Source organism: Brevibacillus nitrificans (assembly GCF_003710965.1).
Taxonomy (GTDB): Bacteria; Bacillota; Bacilli; order Brevibacillales; family Brevibacillaceae; genus Brevibacillus; species Brevibacillus centrosporus.
Genome location: NZ_RHHU01000003.1, coordinates 727,264 through 746,038, shown reverse-complemented (window position 1 = coordinate 746,038; position 18,775 = coordinate 727,264). Strand labels below are relative to the sequence as shown.

Here is an 18,775-nt window from a genome sequence, read left to right as displayed (position 1 = left end):
GTCCTTGAGATTTTTATTCGTTGTCGTAGCTGTTCGGATTGTCTTTTTGAGGATGGACCTTATACCTTTTCATCGAAACGGGCCGAAGAAATCCTGGGCGTAAATACGTATACTCTGTCGAAGCGCGAATGAAGCTGTCTCGAAAATCTTTATAGCGAAATGGATAGACGGGGGCAAGGTAAGGTGTGCCCAGCGACTGCAATCGGAGTAGATGCCCCAAAATGATGACAAGTCCCATTACGATGCCCAGTCCCCCCCATACGGCAGCCAGTCCGATCAAAGGGAAACGTAAAAATCGAATCGTGTTGGACATTTTATAAATCGGGGTAGTGAACGATGCGAGAGCCGACAATGAAACGAAAATGAGCAAGATGTTGCTTGTCAGAGCGGCAGCAACGGCAGCTTGTCCGATGACGATACCACCCACGATCCCCAAGGTTTGCCCTACTTTTGTCGGCAATCTGGCTCCTGCTTCTCGCAACAGCTCGATTGTAATTTCCAAGAACAATGCTTCTACGACCGGCAAAAACGGCACATCTACTCGTGATTCGATAATCGGCCCCAACAGATTTTTGGGAATGACCGAATAATGGAAGCTTAAAACGGCGACGTAAATCGGGGTTGCCATGACAGAAAAAATAACCCCAAGATAGCGAATCAGCCGAAAAAATGAGCCAAGGATCCACGGCAGGTAATAATCTTCTGGCGATATGAAAAAATCGAAGATAGTCGATGGACCAAACATCACATAGGGAGATCCGTTGCAAAAGATAGCTACTTGCCCGTTTATCAACCCGTATTTGATTCGGTCAGCGCGCTCGGACGTCATAAACTGCGGAAAAATGGAATTGGAGTTGTCTGCGATGATTTGATCGATCAGCGCACTATCAAAAATGACGTCAAAATCAAATTCGGAGAGTCGCTGACGCAAGGTATTGACATGCTCTGGATTGGCAATCCCTTCTATGTAGGCGATGGCGACCCTGGTTTTCGATAAAGAGCCCACGGTTAACTCTGCAAAAGTCAGCTTATCCGATATGATAATCCGGCGGATCAGCTTCAAATTGGTATCGATATCTTCTACAAATCCAACTTTCGGTCCGACAACGCTATATTCATTTTCAGTGTTGTTGTACTTTCTGGCGCCACTTTCCTGATCTTTTATGTTTACCAAAACACCTTCATCCAGGTAGCTGTCCAGCTGGATAAAGATATAGCCTTTCGTCAAATGTTGTGTGATTTCATCCAGGTCTGATGAGATGACTAAATCCTGGATGGGTATTAATGTGCGAAGCTCGTGGACAGTCTGTATGTTGTTTGTTGTATTTTGAAAGAAGGGGAGCAGATCGTGATGCAATTGTTCATTGCTGATCACGGATTGGTAATAGGTTAAATGGACTACATTGCACTTCGTTCGTACCTTTTTCTGAGTAAAATCATGGGACTTCGAAAGCTTTTGCAAAGAATTGAATAGCGTATCTTGCATAGGGAACCACCTGCCAGTATCTGTCTAATCATATGGTTATCCATCCAGTGCTTGGGTATTCAAGAAAAATGGCTCGATGGAGAGGACAGGTTCAAAACAAAAGCGATCACTCCCCAAACGGTAAAGGGAGTGATCGCTATGGATGGTTTACTCGTCAAAGCCTGTACTTACAGATACGTGCTTCCAAGCCTCCATATCTGCTTGGAGATGCTTGATTTTGGTGGCAACCATTTCAAGTGTATCTGCACCTAGCATGAGGCGTAGCGGTGGATTCTCTACAAAAGCAATATCAATCATGGCTTGAGCTGCCTTTTTAGGATCGCCCGGCTGCTGCTTGTTTGCTGCTGACATTTGGCTACGCATGCTGCCTACGGTCTCTTCATAATCAGCAATCACATTCTCTACGCGAGCAAGAGATTCTCCCGCAAGAAAATCCGTTCTGAAAAATCCTGGCTCTACAATCGTCACATGAATCCCCAAGGGTGCAACTTCTTGCGCGAGTGATTCTGAAAGACCTTCAACAGCAAACTTCGTTGAGCCGTAAACCCCCCAGCCGATAAAGCCAAATTGACCACCGATGGAGGAGAGGTTCAGGATGTGCCCGGAACGCTGCGCTCGCATGTAGGGAAGTACTGCACGAGTGACGTTAAGCAATCCGAACACATTGGTTGCAAAATTTTTCTCGACTTCAGCCGCACTCGTTTCTTCGACGCCGCCCAAAATGCCGTAGCCTGCATTATTTACCAGCACATCGATTTGCCCAAATTTCTCGATAGCTGCTTTTGCTGCAGCATGGGCTTGATTTTCATCTGTAACATCAAGTGGGAGCACTAGAAGCTGTTCAGAGCTATGCTGGAGTGAATCCGTGATGGCTTCTGGCTTACGTGCAGTCGCAACGACCTTTTGACCCTGACTAAGCAGTTTTTCTACCATGAGTCGTCCAAAACCTCGAGAGGCACCAGTGATAAACCAAACTTTTTGGGTAGATGACATTATTTATACACTCCTCATTCCTAGCGAATTTATGTTAGAAGGCTGCATAAGTAGGAAAGCATTTGCAGCGAGCTATGCCTCAGGCGATCGTGCCCTTATCTAGAATTTCTCTCGCGCCGAAGTTTTATAAAAGCTGGAGACGAAAAAGGAACTTCATGCGCTTCTTGTAACAATATAATTGCGTGCACATGCAATTTATTTCGTCTGAGATTATTATTTCAGCTCCCGACTTATTAAATGCAAGGCTACATCATGAGAAATGATCACTCCTTATTCAAGAGTTGAATTTTAGTTGCTTGCACATGCAACTGATGTTTATATTACGGACGATCTGTCTCCTTGTCAACTCTTTTTGAGCGTCATCTGTGGACCTCTCCGTTTGCATCTTAGAGAAAAGCATTTGAATCCAGCTAACTCAATTGATAAAATCGGGTTACCAAATAATTTGCTTGTGCACGCAATTTTAGCGAAGTAAGACTGAAAGAAGGTTTCATGATGCGAAGGGATCGAATCGAAGAGTTTTTGAAGGAATGTCTATTCTTTACAGTGAAAAAGCTGGACCGAATTCTTGATAAGCTGGCGGAGGAATCATTTCGGTCAACGGGGCTTTCCCCAACCTATGGTTTTATCATTTTGGCTGTCCATGAGAAACCGGGTATTTCTCAAAAAGAACTTGCCGAGCTCCTGCATACTGCTCCGTCTACCATTACTCGCTTTGTGGAGAAGCTGCAATTCAAAGGGCTTTTGTACAGTGAGCAGTCTGGAAAGCACTCCTTGCTATACGTAACAGAGGAGGGAGTAGCCATGCTTGTTAAGATCAACGAAGCGTGGGACGATCTCTACAGGAAGTATGCAGATATAGTAGGGGAAGACGAAGGAGACGGGCTGGCCAAGCAAATTGATGATATCGGAGATCAATTGTCAAAAATGAACAGAAATCGCTAATAACCATTCCCTCGCCAATACTTGGACACTTGGCGAGGGTTTTTATTCGGTGTAACGGAAGCCAGCTTTCAAGTGCCTTTCACGCTGCAATGAGCAGATCGTGAGGGCATTTTTTGTTTCAATAAGCTCCTGGCAATTTGCTTAGGTTACATAAATGTATCCTTGACACATAAATGTACCTACTTCTCAATTGATTGGTTTGAAAACATAATGACTATGCGGATATCGAATAACGATATTCAGTCCATATACAGAGGAGGGAGACGCAACCATGAACAACATAGTAAGACATGAAAAAAGCTGCCCCAATGCCAAAGGTATGGCTTTTGAGACAGCTGGAGGTTCACGACGTTTCTTACAGGCTTTGCCTAGTATCTTCAAGGATCAGGCTCGATCTTCGCACACGCATATGCTCTGCATGAGATCTTCCCCATTGATGTATCGAACTTAATACAGGCTCAAGCGTACGGCCGTATTCGGTGAGCGAATACTCAACTTTTGGAGGAACGACCGGGTAAACAACACGCTGGATGATATCGTGCTCCTCCAATTCACGCAATTGTGAAGTCAACATTTTCTTCGTAATGTCGGGAATCCCTTTTTGCAGTTCGCTAAACCGTTTCGTACCGTGAAACAGATGGAATAGAATGGAACACTTCCATTTCCCGACAATTACATCCAGCGCCGGATCTAGCGCACAAGCCTCCATTGTGTGCTCCATATATCGCACGCTCCTTGTTGGATTTCTAGGGGTGTTGATGACGTCAAAACTATTCACTGAAAAACCGGAAGAAACGCATCTATCTTATCATTCGAAGTCAATAAAAAATAGGGGTGTAAACAGAATGACGACACTTTCCATCATTATTCAAAGTCTGTTAATTCTCATCTTCCTTCTTGCAGGAGGCAGTAAGCTTGCGGGGGCAAAGGCTCAAGTAGAAGCTTTCAATCATCTGGGCCTGCCTCAATGGTTTCGGGTCATTACCGGTCTTGTCCAATATATCGGGGTAACCGGTCTCATTATCGGTTTTTGGCATCCATGGGTAACAGCTTGGGCAGGAGTTTGGCTCGCTATTACGATGCTCTTTGGCTGCATCGCTCATCTGAAAGTGAAAGACCCTGTTTCCAAAACAATGCCGGCCTTTGTACTCGGTGTGATCGCAATCATTTTGGTATTTATCAATATAGATGGTATCCGTTATCCGTTCTCCTAAGAAAACTTACTACCATCTGAAGTGTGAAAGAAGGGATCCTGATGAACATCGAGCCAAAACAGGCTGACGTTACCGCATCTCGCTTTGAAATAGGGCTGTACACGTTTGGCGATCTTGTTCCCAGTCAGGATGATGGAAGAAGGATCAGTGCAAGGCAGCGTTTACAGGAAATGGTAGACGCTGCTGTACTGGCCGATGAGTCCGGGCTTGATATTTTCGGAGTCGGGGAGCATCACAATCTTGATTTTGCAGTATCTTCCACGTCCGTTATTTTGGCAGCCATTGCTCAGGCAACCAAAAGAATCAAGCTGACCAGTGCGACGACCGTACTGAGCACGATAGATCCTGTCCGTCTGTTCGAGGATTTTTCTACGCTCGATTTAGTGTCGGGCGGGCGAGCAGAAATCATTGCCGGACGTGGAGCATTTGTCGACTCATTCCCTTTATTTGGATATCGCCTAGATGACTACCATCGTCTCTTCACCGAAAAATTGGATCTGCTCCTGAAACTGGGCAAGGAGGAACGGATTACATGGAGCGGTCAGTTCCGCAGTGCGCTCAATGATGCGGAAATCTCTCCACGACCTCTTCAGCCCGAGATCCCTGTATGGATCGGTGTCGGCGGAACACCCGAAAGTGCGGTGAATGCCGGAAAACTCGGTGTAGGCATGGCAATAGCCCTATTAGGTGGAGAACCAGAGAGGGCTAAGCCTCTAGTCGACCTGTATCGTCTCACCGGTCGAGATCATGGTCATGACTCGTCGAAGCTTCGTGTAGCTGTCTCGAGTCATGGTTACGTAGCGGAGACCTCGCAGCAAGCCAGGGATGAGTTTTATCCGTATTACAGCCAATACTTTTACCAATTTTCTGGAAAGAGGACAGGAAGAGGGAGAATACCTCGTTCCGATTTCGATTATTCCGCGAGGCAAGCTACAGTACTTGCCGTGGGAAGTCCGGAGCAGCTAATTGAAAAAATATTGCATCAACATAAGCTTTTTGGACATACCCGATTGATGCTCCAAATGGATATCGGGGGAATGCCCTATGAGAAGGTAGCAAAATCAATTGAATTGCTGGCAACCAAAGTCGCACCTGTTGTGCGCCGCGAGCTTGCAAAATAATGAATCTTGTCAAAGGAGCTAGCTTTCACCGTTATAAGCAGTCTATTCACTTGGGTATAAATGAGCATCATTGGATGGAGGGGAAAGCATGCAGCAGCCGCTAGAAACAAACTACACTGCACGAACAACTGCAGAAGAAGTGATCAAAAATAGTCGCTTGCACGGAAAGGTCGTCATTGTTACCGGTGGGTCGGCTGGACTAGGATTGGAAACGGCCAAGTCCTTGGCAAAAGGGGGGGCTACCGTTATCGTTCCGGCAAGAAACATCCGGAAGGCGAGAGAGGCATTATTTGAAGTAGAGAATGTGGTGTTATATCCGGCTGAATTCGATTTAAACAAAAGAGACACTGTCGAATTGTTTATCTCGTGGTTTCAGGAGCATTTTCACACATTGGACATTCTCATCAACTGCGCTGGAATTATGGCCATTCCCTACCAGACTGATTCTTTGGGGAATGAGCTGCAAATCTCCAGTAATTACCTAGGGCACTATTACTTAACAAAGGGGCTCTTGCCGTCATTAAAGAACACAAAGGGCGCTAGAGTGGTGAATCTTTCCTCTCGTGCTCACTGGTTTGGGCCCTTTAACTTCGATGACCCAAATTTTGCAGATACCCGCTACGATAAGTGGATCGCGTACGGGCACTCGAAAACGGCGATGTCTTTAATGACCGTAGCACTCGATATGCTTTATCAAGCGGACGGGATTCGTTCGTTTGCCGTGCATCCGGGAAGTATTGTTACCAATCTCTCTGATTCCTTAACGGACGAGGAAATGAGGGCTATCGGTGCGATTACAGCAAGTGGGGAACGAAGATTTACAAGCTACAACGACGAGAACAAAACGATTCCAGAAGGGGCGGCGACGATTGTTTGGTGCGCGGTAAGTTCAGATCTGGACGGATATGGTGGCGTTTACTGCGAAAATAGTGATATTGCAAAAGTTGCCCTCGATGAAAGCAATCGGGAAGGCGTGCGCCCGTGGGCAATTGATGAAAAGCTAGCGCTAAAATTATGGAGAGAAACACCGGTATTATTCCGTTGATCGCTTAGCCCATGACAATCGAGCCATCAGTCTTGGGAATGCAGGATACGAAATACAGTCAGCAGCTGAGATAATGGATGAGGCTATACTTCAAAAGGTGGAAAGCTGCGGGGCTAGGAGCTTGGCCTTTTGTGAGCGCACGAGAATTTGCGGAATATCTGCTTTCTGACCACATAGAGAGGTTTCCGAGCAGGTCATTTCACACGTAGGTTAAGACCGTAGAATAATAGGAAGAAATAGGCACCCCTGACAAACGGAGTGGATTCACCTGAATGGTGCGTCCAACGTCGATACCGAGGGGTGCCCTCTTATTTTTTGTTTCCTGTACACACAGCAGGGCTAGCAAGATAATAAGTAGATCTCTCTTTATGAGAATGCTCATACCTAGAACCTAATTCGTTCATCTGCTTCAAAGGTAGACTGTCGTCTCTCGCGTTAGCCGTTCTTCTATCTCTGTCTCCAACAGCTGATAGATCTCAATGGCGATACTGACATCGAGAAATTGCTTCTGGTTCGTCAGGGATATCCCTAAAATTTCTTCCATTCTCTTTACACGATAAATCAGCGTATTCAGATGGATATTGAGTGCACTTGCTGTTTCTTTCATCTTCAGGCTATGATCCAGAAAGGTGGTGAGCGTATGTAAAAACTCTCTTTTCCTTGATTTTTCGTAGCGCAGCAGTGGCCCTAAGATCTCTAAGACGTAGTCCAATAAATCTTCCGTATCATTTTGGAGCAGCAGCCGTTTGCTCCCCAGCTCCGGGTAACTCAAATAGGGTTGCTCCATTTTGTAATTCTTCAAAAAAGAGACGCATCGAATGGACTCCTCCGAAGATTTGTAGACATCTTTAAGCCCCTTTTTGATGCCTCCAATCCCGATCGATGCCTTCAGCCCCCAATTTTTTATGCAGATGGCTGTTGTGAATCTTTGGCATTGGTCTTCCATAGAGCTTCGTATGTCCTTCCAGGATTGATTACTCGCAAAAGAGAGCAAGACCACTAATTGCTCCTGCTTGGCTACGATCATTCCAAGAGGATGCGTCTGTAGAAAGGAGTCTGTAGCAATCTGAATGAGATTCCTCCGAGCGGCAAGCAAACGATCGTAAAAGTCAGTGGATTCACGTCGATCATTTTCAAAGTTGATCGTGAGCACTTGATAGGATCGGTGAGGGTCCATATGCAAATGCTTGGCTTGTTCGATTAAGCGGGAGCTGATATGGCCAGTAAAAAGCTGTTCAATAAATTGCCCCCTCAGATTTTGCTCCGTTTCAAAGACGGCTTGCTCCTTGACCAATTCAAAAGAGATGACCGTACATACGTGCTCGAGAGCGGCCATGTTCACTTCGTCCAATGGCTTTTCACTGAGAAGCGCGAGATAGCCTAAAAAATTCGGCTTGGCGCCTATCGGGAAAACCATGCAGCCATTGGGCATCTTTCGTGTGCCAAAAGGAGGATAGACCGCGCCATGTGTCAAGGAAGATGGAATCGAGTGCTGAATGGTTTCCAGCTTGTTTTTTACCTGGTATTCCAACTCCCTGAAGGCAGGGGCGGAAGACAGAATTTCCCCCATTTGATCGAGGAGAATGATCGGCTGCTCCATGAGACGGTGTACATGATCGAGGATGGCGCTCACGCCTTCTCCTTGCAAAACAAGGGCTGCCAAGCTTTGATGTATTTCCAAAGACCGATTTAGTAGATGATTTTGTTTCTTCATCTGGGTATTCAGCGTTTCCAGCAGCTCAACCGATTTTTCTTTGTCCCGGTATAAATTCGCTTTTTCCAAGGCGATCGCAGCTTGATGCGAGATGGCTTCCAACAGCTGCATATCCTCGGGTTTAAAAGAAGCATCTGGTCGAAAGCAGTCCAGAGTGATGACGCCGATGCACTCACCGTTGGACATGATCGGAGCGCTGGCTGCTGAGGAGGGAAAGATGGGGTCAGCCTCACGCAGTCTCTGCTGATTGGACGAAGACATGGTACTTGCCGCTCGCTGCACACTCTCGCGATCCGGAAAATGCGTGCACGTTTTTCGGAGAAAGGTAATGCCTGTCATCGATTCGCCAGGCTTGAGGCGAACGACAGAAAGCACGTCATTGTCTCGGAGAAATACGCTTTTTGCCACCAGGTAGTCATCTGTGGGGTCGTACAGAAATAGGAAACCTTCATCAGCCGCTTCAATAACAGCGAGCGTTTCTTTCATGATGGTATTGAAAACAACGTCCAGGTCGAGCGTGGAATTAATCGCGTTGGACACCTGGATCAACATCTGCAACTGTCCGTGACTCAGATCACTTTTCATGTGGCCACCTTTACTAGAGAGAGGATGGGAGAAGCGGGTTTACATGGCAGGGACACCCATCTCTATTATAAAAGAACTCGGATCATCCTCTCTTGATTTTCGTAGAAAACATGCAGAGAGAAAAATGAGCCCACACATGTTTTAGATATTTTTTTATATTCTTTAATTTCAGTATTTACTAAAAACTCTAAACGTATTAGTATTAATAACACAGAAAGAAAAAGCCTCTGCAAATCGAATGGCTATTGTTTTGGGGGGAGGGGGAGTTTGTCCTGGAGTTAGTCTTTGCTGGAATCACGTTGTTATTTGGTTAAAGGAATGACATTACATGATGAATGGGTTCGTGCTATTCGGAAGGAGCATTTATTTTGAGTAAAATTACCCCCGAAGTTCTCGCATTTATCGAAGAAATCGGTCTAGACTTTGAGCGCCAAAATCTGCCTAGAGTCGCGGGGCGCATTATGGGACTTCTCATGGTTTCAAGCAGTCCATTGTCTTCTCAACAAATCGCGTCGACCCTGCAAATTAGCCTGGGTGCTGTCTCTACGAATATAAACTTGATGCTTCGAGATGGGCTAGTTGATAAAAAGACGCTTATTGGGGATCGCATGAACTATTACGTCCTGCCATCGGATTACCTTGAACAAGAACTGATCTATATGATCACAGCCGCACTTACCAGACAAGCCATATTCAAAAAGCATCATGATGCCGTGAAAGAGGATGACGCGGTTGACCAACGATTTAAGGACTGGATTCAAGGAACCGATTATCTGATTGAGATGTATGAGCGATACTTAGCAGAGCTGCGTGCTAGTAAAAGTGAGAACAATTCCGTGAATAAGAATGCAAGACAATTAGATCGATTCAAATCATGAAGCAATCGATACTTTCTATCAGGATGGATGGGAGCAAACTATGATCACTTACTTACGCAAGCGAATCATTACTGCCATTCTCGTCATCATCGTATCGCTATCTATTAATTTTATGCTGGTTCACTTGGCACCTGGCAATCCGATCAGCCTGATCGCGGGCAAAGACAATCCTTCCCCGGAGATGGTCGCGGCATTGACGGAAAAGTACGGCTTGAACGATCCCATCTATATACAATTCTTCAAGTACATCGGGACGCTCTTGAAAGGAGATTTGGGCTATTCTCTGATCAACAACGAGCCGGTCATCAAGCTGATTGCCGAAAAAATGGGACCTACGCTGCTGCTTGCTCTGACCGGACTGATTCTGGCAGTCCTCATCGGAACCGCGCTCGGCATCTACGCGGCGCGGCACAAAGGTTCCCCTTTCGATGTAGTAATGAACGGCATTTCCTACCTCTTTGATTCCACACCAGGCTTCTGGTTAGGCCTCATGCTGATCCTCGTATTTGCTTCGCTATTAAAATGGCTGCCGACTGCCGGAATGGTAGATTTGCGAGCGAGTCATACCGGCTTTGCTTACGTGCTGGATGTCTTGCTCCACCTGATTCTGCCGCTCTTGACCGTCGTCTTGAGTCAGGTCCCTTATTTTTTCCGAATTGCGAGATCATCGGTGATTCAGGTCATGGCCGAGGATTTCATTACCACCTTGCGCGCCACTGGCATGAAAGAAGGCAGAATCTTCAGAAAGTACGTTTTTAAAAATGCGATTCTCCCCACTGTTACTGTCTTTGGACTCAGCCTGGCTTATGTGGTAGCGGGTGTAGCCATTATTGAAATTGTATTTTCCTGGCCTGGGACAGGCAAGCTGCTGATGGATGCCATCATGAAGCGAGATTATCCCTTGCTTATGGGAGTCTATCTGATTTTATCCGTGTCGATCGCGGTTTGTATGATTCTAGTGGACGTGATCTATTCGATGATTGACCCACGAATTAGACATAACGAAAAAGGATAGGGGATAAAGCGGTGAACATAAAACGAAATCGGATGAGAGTGAGAGTCACAAACACCCTTCAAGTGATCAACAGTATCACACAGTTGAAAATCGGGCTGTGCTTACTAGCTGTCATTATTCTACTGGCTTTATTCGCACCGTTTCTAGCCGCATACGATCCTTTTGCGCTCAACGATGATCTGCTCGCCCCGCCGGGTTCACAGTATTTATTGGGGACCGATGGGTTGGGCAGGGATGTATTCAGCGAGCTTCTGTATGGCGCGCGGACTTCCATTTTCATCGGTGTCGTGGCGGCAGCGATTTCAGGAATACTAGGTACGCTGATCGGAGGGCTCTCAGGCTTTTACAGAGGAAAGCTGGATAGCGTACTGTCCGAATTCGTCAACGTCTTTTTGATGCTGCCAACCTTTTTTCTCATTCTATTGATTGTGGCGCTCTTTGGATCGAGCATGCTCAACGTGATGCTGGTTATCGGGGTTACGACTTGGACGGGAAATGCGGTGTTGATGCGAGCGCAAGCCATGTCACTGCGGGAGCGTACCTACGTAAAATCTTTGCAGAGCATCGGTGTCAGTAAATTCAAAATTCTAACCAAGCACATTATTCCAAACGGGATCTTCCCGATCATTGCCAACACGACGATGAACATTTCTGGGGCCATATTGACGGAAGCTGGACTTAGCTTCTTGGGCTTGGGTGATCCCAATCTCGTCAGCTGGGGACAGATGGTCTTCCATGGTAAGTCCTATCTAGTAAACGGCTGGTGGATTTCTACCTTCTCGGGCTTTGCCATTGTCGTGACGGTTCTGGCATTTTACTTGATTGGGGACGGTCTCAACCATGTGCTGAGTCCAAAGCTGCGAGACATTAAATAGAAGCCTGGAAGAAGGTGAATGACATGCCCTTGCTATCTATTCAAAATCTGCAGGTGAAATATCGCGTCAAAAATAAAGAAATCCACGCTGTCCACAACGTTTCCTTTGACGTGGAGCAGCAGGATTCCGTGGGAATTGTAGGCGAATCCGGCTCTGGCAAATCTACCTTGGCGATGGCCTTGCTGAGGCTGCTTCCAGAACGGATTGCCGAGGTGAGTGGCGAGGTCCTTTTTGCGGGAGAAAATCTGTTGTCACTCGATGATGAGCGATTAAAAGCCCGGCGCTGGACAGAGATGGCCGTAGTCTTTCAAAAGTCGATGAATGCATTGAGTCCGGTTCACAAGATCGGATATCAGATGGCGGATATCTACAAGGTTCATGCGAAGACGGCGACAAAGGAGCAAGCCAAAGCCCGGATACTTGAGCTGCTGGAAATGGTGAACCTGCCTGCGCGCGTATATACGATGTATCCGCATGAGCTGTCAGGAGGGATGATGCAGCGGGTATCCATCGCGCTCAGCCTGATGCACAATCCCAAGCTGCTGATTTTGGATGAGGCGACTACCGCACTCGATGTCGTGACACAGGGTCAGATTTTGAAAGAAATCATGCAGCTCGAGGAGCGGCTGAACATCACGCGGATCATGATCACCCATGACATGTCCGTGGTTGCGACCACCTGTAAAAAAGTGGCGGTGATGTACGCTGGAAATCTGCTGGAGTTCGGGCTGGTCAAAGACATTATTGCGGCACCCGAGCATCCGTATACGAAGGGCTTGCTGCAGTCCATCCCAGCTTTAAAGGGGGAGCGTGGAGAATTGAAAGGCATTGCCGGTTCTCTCCCGGACCTTAGCAAGAGCCCGTCAGGCTGTATTTTTGCCGATCGATGCCCGTCAAGAAAGCCAACATGCGAAACGGAAACGCCGATTCGTCGCACATTGGCGGATGGACGCATGGTCGCATGCCACATAGCGGGGAGTTGAAGTGCATGAAGACACAGGAGTACGTCCTGTCAGCTACAGACGTAGTGAAGTGGTACAGCCAGCGAGTCAAGTCAGAAAGATTTCGGTTCCGTTCCGCAAGTAAGACTGTGAAAGCCGTAGATGGCGTAAGTCTGCAGCTAAAAGCGGGAGAGATCATGGGAATCATCGGGGAATCGGGCTGCGGCAAATCCACTTTGGGCAAAATGCTGGTGCGATTGGAGAACCCAACCTCCGGAGATATTTCTGTTCACGGAGTATCCTCTGACCAAATGCTGCAGGAAGATCAGCTACAATTCCGCAGGACGGTCCAGATCGTGTTTCAAAACCCTTTTGATACGTTTGATCCGCGTACAACCATCGAACGAATTTTAACGGATACGCTGAAGCTGCATAAAATCGGGGAGACTCACGAAGAACGATATGAGATCGCAGCCAAAGCTTTGGAAGATGTCGGATTGCAGCCAGCGGATGACTATTTGTATCGCTATCCTTTCGAACTGTCAGGCGGTCAGCTCCAGCGGATCTCGATTCTTCGGGCGATGCTTTTGAAGCCGAGCTTTCTCGTCGCGGATGAACCAGTTTCGATGCTCGACGTATCCGTGCGGGCAGAAATCATTAAAATGCTGAAAGACTTGGTGAAAAACCACAACACAGCACTGGTCTTTATCAGTCATGACATCAGTACGACTCGTTACATCTCCGACAACGTCTCCGTTATGTATCTTGGCAGAATTATCGAGTCGGGAGCAACAGACGATGTCCTGCATCATCCGCAGCATCCTTATACGAAGGTACTGCTCTCCAACACAGCGTCGATCGATCTGACGGAAAAAAGAGAGGTGATTACCATCGATGGCGAACCACCTACCCCCATTGATCATGGGCCAGGCTGCTACTTTGCACCGCGATGCTACATGGCGCAGGACATTTGCTTGAAAGAATACCCCAAGCGTGTAGAAGTCAAGGACAACCACTGGGCAGCGTGTCATTTTGCACAGTAGGCGCAGCTGAAAAATCCTTACCCAACTGGTTAGGTGGAAAGAAAGTGTTGGTACGCGTCTGGTCAAAAAGTAGTTGAGAATCTGATCTTGTCTATTGGGGGGAGAACGATGAAAAAATTGGCTTCCATGATGTGCGTACTGCTGTTGTCAGTAGGATTGCTTGCTGGATGTGGGGGGGCGCCAAATGACAGCTCTGCCGCACCTGCAGGCGGAACTGCAGAGACTGGCCCGAAAAAGGGCGGAACGATCATCGTAGGATTAAACGGCGATCCGACGACGTACAATCCGGATTTCAAGGGAGACGACAACGGCTTTGCCATTTATCAAAACATCTTTAACCGGTTGTACAAAATTAACAACAACCAAGAGATCGTGCCCGATCTGGCAGAGAGCTATGCGCTTTCTCCCGATGGAAAGGAACTGACCTTCCATTTGCATAAAAACGTGAAATGGCATGATGGAAAGCCGTTTTCGTCAGCGGATGTGAAGTTCACCTACGACACGATTATCAAGGAAAAGGGGCAAATTTCCGGCTCGTTGTCTTCGATTCAGGAAATTACCACACCGGACGACAATACAGTAGTCTTCAAGCTCAAGCAAAATGACTCTGCTCTTCTGGGATACTTGTCTTGGTATGGATGCTTTATCATGCCCAAGCATTTGTATGAAGGAACAGATTGGGGAACGAATCCTGCGAACCAAAAACCTGTTGGGACAGGGCCGTTCAAGTTTGTCGAGCATCAAAAAGGGGTCAGCATCACGTTGGAAAGAAATGACGAATATTGGGGCCATGTGCCGTACTTAGATCGGGTGGTCTTTTCGATCATGTCGGACTCCAATACAGCGACGCAGGCTTTGTACAACGGACAGCTGGACTTCCTGGGAATCGAGCCGCCGCTTGCCGAGGCAGAGCGATTTATGAGCAACCCGCAGCTGAAGGCAGGCAAGCAGAATTGGCCGTCGCGCTTCCATGTCGCTTTTAACGTCAGTGAAGGACCATTTGCCAATCTTAAGCTGAGAGAGGCTGTGGCTTATGGCATCAACAGGGATGAAGTCATCAAAAAGGCACTAAAAGGAGTAGGACTGAGTGCGAAGACGGCCATGACGCCTTTGTATCAATGGGCGTTAAATTCTACGGATGTCTATCCGGATCGCGATGTCGAAAAAGCCAAGAAACTGATGGAAGAAGCCGGCTACAAAGCGGACAGCAAAGGGATGTACCTGACTGCCACTCTCGATGTCTTTAATTCCGAGCCGTTCCCGGATATCGCGACGGTACTCAAGGATAACTTAAAAGACATCGGAATCGACGTGAAGATCAATGTCATGGAAGGCGCTGCTTGGGACGAAAAGGTATGGAATAACAAAAACTATGAATTTACGCTCCTCAGCGGCTACCAAGGGCCGGACCCAGGTGGCCTGTATGGTAGATTTGCATCTGAGGGCACGATGAACATCATGAAGTATTCCAATCCAAAGCTGGACGAAAATCTGAAGAAAGGTGCTGCTCTGGTAAAAGTAGAAGAACGGGCTCCTTTCTATAAAGAAGCGCAAAAGCTTCTCGTAGCGGATAAACCGATGGTGCCGATTGCGGAACAAATAGGGGTGGTGCCTTATCAAGCGTACATCATGGGTGCGCCCACTTCACCGGAAGCCATCCAGAAAACGGGCTTTACGGAGTTTACGTACGTTTGGATCAACAAATAACGGATAAACAGGAGGAGGATTGACAAATGAATGTTAGCAAGATTGTCGAGAATGTCCCCAACTACGAAGTCTTTCTGACGGTTGATGAACTCGATGCGAGTACGCGGCAGCTGGCGAGCGATTATCCAGATATTGTGACGCTATTTGAAGCGGGGAAATCGAGAGCTGGCCACCCGATCCTGGGATTGAAAATCGGAGAAGGGGAGAAAAACGCACTCTGCTTTGCTCTCCCTCATCCGAATGAGCCAATCGGGGCCATGACTTTGGAATATTTGTCGCGAGCTTTGGCAGAAGATGAAGACTTTCGCAAACAATCGGGCTATACCTGGTACATCATCAAGTGCGTCGATCCGGATGGTACGAAATTAAACGAAGGATGGTTTAAAGGTCCTTACAATATCTACAACTATATTAAAAATTTTTTCCGCCCAGGAAGTGTCCAGCAGGTAGAATGGACTTTCCCCATTACCTACAAAAACTTGCACTTTAACACTCCGATGCCGGAAACACAGGCCATCATGAAAGTCATCGATGAGACCAAGCCAGCGTTTCTCTATTCGCTGCACAACGCAGGCTTTGGCGGCGCTTATTGGTACATTACCCATGCGTACGAGGATATTTACGAGGATCTGCGTGCAAGTGCGGGTAAGCATGGAGTGGCTCTGCATTTAGGTGAGCCAGAATCTCCTTCTTGCACGAAATTTTCGGAAGCCATCTATAAAATGATGGGAATAACAGAAGAGTACGATTATCTGGAAAAGTATTCAGAGGTGGCACCGGAGTCGCTCATCACATGCGGGACTACCAGCGCGGATTATGCGCTAGAGAAAAATGACTGCGTGACTTTATTGACGGAGCTTCCGTATTTCTTTGATGCGCGGATCCAGGATATGAGCGACAGTACGATCACGAGGAGGGAAGCGATCGAGAAAAACATCGAGATGAACCAGAAGCATTGCAAGAAAATGGACGAATTCTTATCGGGTATTCGCAAGTATATCGTTCCAGAAAATCCGTTTGTGATTCTGGTGGAACAGATGATTACCTTTACCAAATCGGCAGAGGGGGCCAAACGAAAGTGGGCGGAGGCACCGGAATTCGAGCTCCCCGCGAAGGTTTCCGAGGTCTTGGATAACACTGTCATCGCACGGTTTTACAACAGCTTGTCGGCAGGACTGATCGCTCGCGGTGCAGAGTACGAGATGGAGAGGCTGAAAAAGGAAGGAAATGCTGATGAGCAAGCTTTGGCAGACCTGGAAGACGCGAGAAGCCGGGCCGCAGCCTATCTAGTGGAAAGCTGCGAGAAGCTCGAGCAAGACCTCGACTACACGGTCGTCCCGATTCAAAAGCTGGTGCAGATTCAGATCGAGAGTGGTTTGATCGTAGCCGCGCGCAGGCTGCGAGCATAAATAACCTTTTGTTGTACAAGCAAGATTTTAAGAACTCCAGCTATTTGGGGTTCTTTTTTATTCAGAAGGATACGGCCCTTCCTAGCTTTTCGTGTAAAACATACAAGTTTTGTAAGCGAAATTCATAGAAACATACGTAGAAAGAAAAGCCCTCTTTGATAAAATTTAATGTATTCAGAAAATTTAATTAGCAATTAAGAGGGGGATTGAAATGTTACGGAAGAACCAGACATGGCTGTACTTGTTTTTGTTCGTTGCTTTACTGCTTACAGCTTGCACACCTGAAACAGCGGGTACGACTCCCAGTAACCCACCGCCCACTCCCCAGCAAGCAGGCAGTAGCGAAGCCCCCTCAGCCCCGCCCAAGCAAGATTTGGTTATCGGCTTCGAAGCAGATGCCGCCACGATGCTGGCGAACACCGATGTGAACTACGTGACCGACATTCAGATCCGCAATATCTATGACCCACTCATTGATCGGGACAAAGATGGCGCGCTTATTCCGGTACTCGCTACGGAATGGAAGAATATCGATCCGCTCACCTGGGAGTTCAAGCTGCGAGAAGGAGTGAAATTTACCAATGGCGAGCCTTTCAATGCTGAGGCTGTCAAATTCAACATCGACTACATTTTGGATGAAAAGAACAACTCGTTCTATCGCTCGAGATGGAAGGATATCAAGGAAGTAAAGGTCATCGATGATCATACGGTGCAGATTATTACGGTTCAGCCATTCCCGACCCTGCTGCTCCGCATTGCTGATGATTTGCTGATCATGGCACCCAAGCATACCCAGGAAGTTGGTTTGGAAAAAGCAGCGACCGATCCGGTTGGGACTGGTGCCTACAAGTTTGAGAAGTGGACAAGGGACGAGTCTCTTCAATTGGTAGCCAATGAAGAATACTGGCAGGGCGCACCTTCGATTAAAAAGCTGACGTTTAAAATCATTCCTGAGTTCAGCGCACGTTTGTCTGCGTTCCTGAGTGGAGAAATTCATCTGTTTAAAAATGTTCCCGTAGACTCGGTAGACCGGGTGAAGAATAGCGAAAACGGCAAGATCGAAATGGTAGGTTCGTCAAGGATCAACTACGTTGCCCTAAATACGTTCTACGATGGTCCACTCAAAGACCAGCGGGTACGCCAAGCGATTAATTACGCCATTGATGTGGATGAGCTGTTGAAGTCGGTGCTGAACGGCTATGGAACGAAAATGACGGGTCCATTATCCAAGGTAAACGCCGACTACACGGAAACGAAAGATTATGGCTATGACCCGGACAAGGCGATTGCCCTGCTGAAGGAAGCCAATATCGACCCGAAAACCTTGAAGCTGCAGCTGGATACGCCTAATGGTCGTTACCCTATGGATACACATGTAGCCCAAGCGATTGCATCGCAGCTGCAAAAGATCGGGATCACGGTAAATGTTCAAGTCAATGAGTGGGGAAATCACCTCGCCAAAATCCGCCAGCACGAGATGAAAGACATGTTTATCCTCGGATGGGGTCCTGCTTTTGATGCCCAAGGTACGATAGAAAATCTGTTTACCGAAAAAGCGCCTTACAGCGGATTCTACGAGAAAGAAGTAGAGGGCATGATTCAAAAAGCGCTGCCTGTGTTTGATCCAGTAGAGCGTAAAAAAGGCTTTGACGAGCTGCAGCACAAGCTGGTAGAGGAAGCAGCATGGGTCCCGCTTTGGCAGCAAGGCGATTTGTATGCAGTAGACAAAAATCTGCAGTTTACTCCGCGTGCGGATGAAAAATTCGCCGTGTTCGAAATGAAATGGGCCAAGTAGGAAGCGACA

General features: G+C 47.3%; 16 protein-coding genes. 12 read left to right on the top strand and 4 right to left on the bottom strand.

Annotated features, from left to right (window positions below; translation table 11 throughout):
• Positions 1-13 precede the first annotated feature (13 nt).
• Positions 14-1,486, bottom strand: coding sequence for a spore germination protein (locus tag EDM59_RS05435; protein WP_122922664.1), 1,473 nt, complete (start codon positions 1,484-1,486; stop codon positions 14-16).
• 147 nt (positions 1,487-1,633) lie between these two features.
• Positions 1,634-2,479: an oxidoreductase gene (locus EDM59_RS05430; protein ID WP_122922663.1), complete on the bottom strand. Its 846-nt coding sequence runs from the start codon at positions 2,477-2,479 to the stop codon at positions 1,634-1,636.
• Positions 2,480-2,971: 492 nt separating this feature from the next.
• On the opposite strand from EDM59_RS05430, the gene EDM59_RS05425 reads away from it, so the two are divergent.
• Complete coding sequence (locus tag EDM59_RS05425) at positions 2,972-3,424, top strand: MarR family winged helix-turn-helix transcriptional regulator (RefSeq protein WP_246010904.1); 453 nt, start codon at positions 2,972-2,974, stop codon at positions 3,422-3,424.
• Positions 3,425-3,779: 355 nt separating this feature from the next.
• On the opposite strand, the gene EDM59_RS05420 is transcribed toward EDM59_RS05425, so the two are convergent.
• A complete protein-coding gene (locus tag EDM59_RS05420; protein WP_122922661.1) occupies positions 3,780-4,145 on the bottom strand; it encodes a winged helix-turn-helix transcriptional regulator in 366 nt (121 codons plus the stop codon).
• A gap of 124 nt (positions 4,146-4,269) precedes the next feature.
• Here EDM59_RS05420 and EDM59_RS05415 point away from each other — a divergent pair, with 124 nt between their 5' ends.
• The 3 genes from EDM59_RS05415 to EDM59_RS05405 all read left to right on the top strand — a co-directional run bounded on the left by EDM59_RS05415 (position 4,270) and on the right by EDM59_RS05405 (position 6,804).
• On the top strand, positions 4,270-4,638 hold the full coding sequence (locus EDM59_RS05415) for a DoxX family protein (RefSeq protein ID WP_122922660.1): 369 nt from the start codon (positions 4,270-4,272) through the stop codon (positions 4,636-4,638).
• 41 nt (positions 4,639-4,679) lie between these two features.
• On the top strand, positions 4,680-5,759 hold the full coding sequence (locus EDM59_RS05410) for an LLM class flavin-dependent oxidoreductase (protein WP_122922659.1): 1,080 nt from the start codon (positions 4,680-4,682) through the stop codon (positions 5,757-5,759).
• Positions 5,760-5,847: 88 nt separating this feature from the next.
• A complete protein-coding gene (locus EDM59_RS05405; protein ID WP_122922658.1) occupies positions 5,848-6,804 on the top strand; it encodes an SDR family NAD(P)-dependent oxidoreductase in 957 nt (318 codons plus the stop codon).
• A 409-nt stretch (positions 6,805-7,213) separates the two neighbouring features.
• Here EDM59_RS05405 and EDM59_RS05400 read toward each other — a convergent pair whose 3' ends face one another.
• Positions 7,214-9,103, bottom strand: coding sequence for a helix-turn-helix domain-containing protein (locus EDM59_RS05400; protein ID WP_122922657.1), 1,890 nt, complete (start codon positions 9,101-9,103; stop codon positions 7,214-7,216).
• Between the two features lie 368 nt (positions 9,104-9,471).
• Here EDM59_RS05400 and EDM59_RS05395 point away from each other — a divergent pair, with 368 nt between their 5' ends.
• The 8 genes from EDM59_RS05395 to EDM59_RS05360 all read left to right on the top strand — a co-directional run bounded on the left by EDM59_RS05395 (position 9,472) and on the right by EDM59_RS05360 (position 18,766).
• A complete protein-coding gene (locus EDM59_RS05395; protein WP_122922656.1) occupies positions 9,472-9,981 on the top strand; it encodes a GbsR/MarR family transcriptional regulator in 510 nt (169 codons plus the stop codon).
• A gap of 40 nt (positions 9,982-10,021) precedes the next feature.
• Entirely contained in the window at positions 10,022-10,996 is a 975-nt protein-coding gene (locus EDM59_RS05390) for an ABC transporter permease (protein WP_122922655.1), read from the top strand.
• Positions 10,997-11,007: 11 nt separating this feature from the next.
• Positions 11,008-11,871 carry an ABC transporter permease gene (locus tag EDM59_RS05385; protein WP_221176036.1) on the top strand — a complete coding sequence of 288 codons (864 nt, stop codon included), beginning with the start codon at positions 11,008-11,010 and terminating at the stop codon, positions 11,869-11,871.
• Positions 11,872-11,894: 23 nt separating this feature from the next.
• Entirely contained in the window at positions 11,895-12,854 is a 960-nt protein-coding gene (locus EDM59_RS05380) for an ABC transporter ATP-binding protein (protein WP_122922654.1), read from the top strand.
• A 5-nt stretch (positions 12,855-12,859) separates the two neighbouring features.
• Positions 12,860-13,855 (top strand): oligopeptide/dipeptide ABC transporter ATP-binding protein, encoded by a 996-nt coding sequence (locus EDM59_RS05375; protein ID WP_122922653.1) that lies wholly within the window; start codon positions 12,860-12,862, stop codon positions 13,853-13,855.
• Positions 13,856-13,963: 108 nt separating this feature from the next.
• Entirely contained in the window at positions 13,964-15,562 is a 1,599-nt protein-coding gene (locus EDM59_RS05370; protein WP_122922652.1) for an ABC transporter substrate-binding protein, read from the top strand.
• 26 nt (positions 15,563-15,588) lie between these two features.
• Positions 15,589-16,971 carry a M14 family zinc carboxypeptidase gene (locus tag EDM59_RS05365; protein WP_122922651.1) on the top strand — a complete coding sequence of 461 codons (1,383 nt, stop codon included), beginning with the start codon at positions 15,589-15,591 and terminating at the stop codon, positions 16,969-16,971.
• 211 nt (positions 16,972-17,182) lie between these two features.
• Positions 17,183-18,766 (top strand): ABC transporter substrate-binding protein, encoded by a 1,584-nt coding sequence (locus tag EDM59_RS05360; protein ID WP_122922650.1) that lies wholly within the window; start codon positions 17,183-17,185, stop codon positions 18,764-18,766.
• The last annotated feature ends 9 nt before the right edge of the window (positions 18,767-18,775 follow it).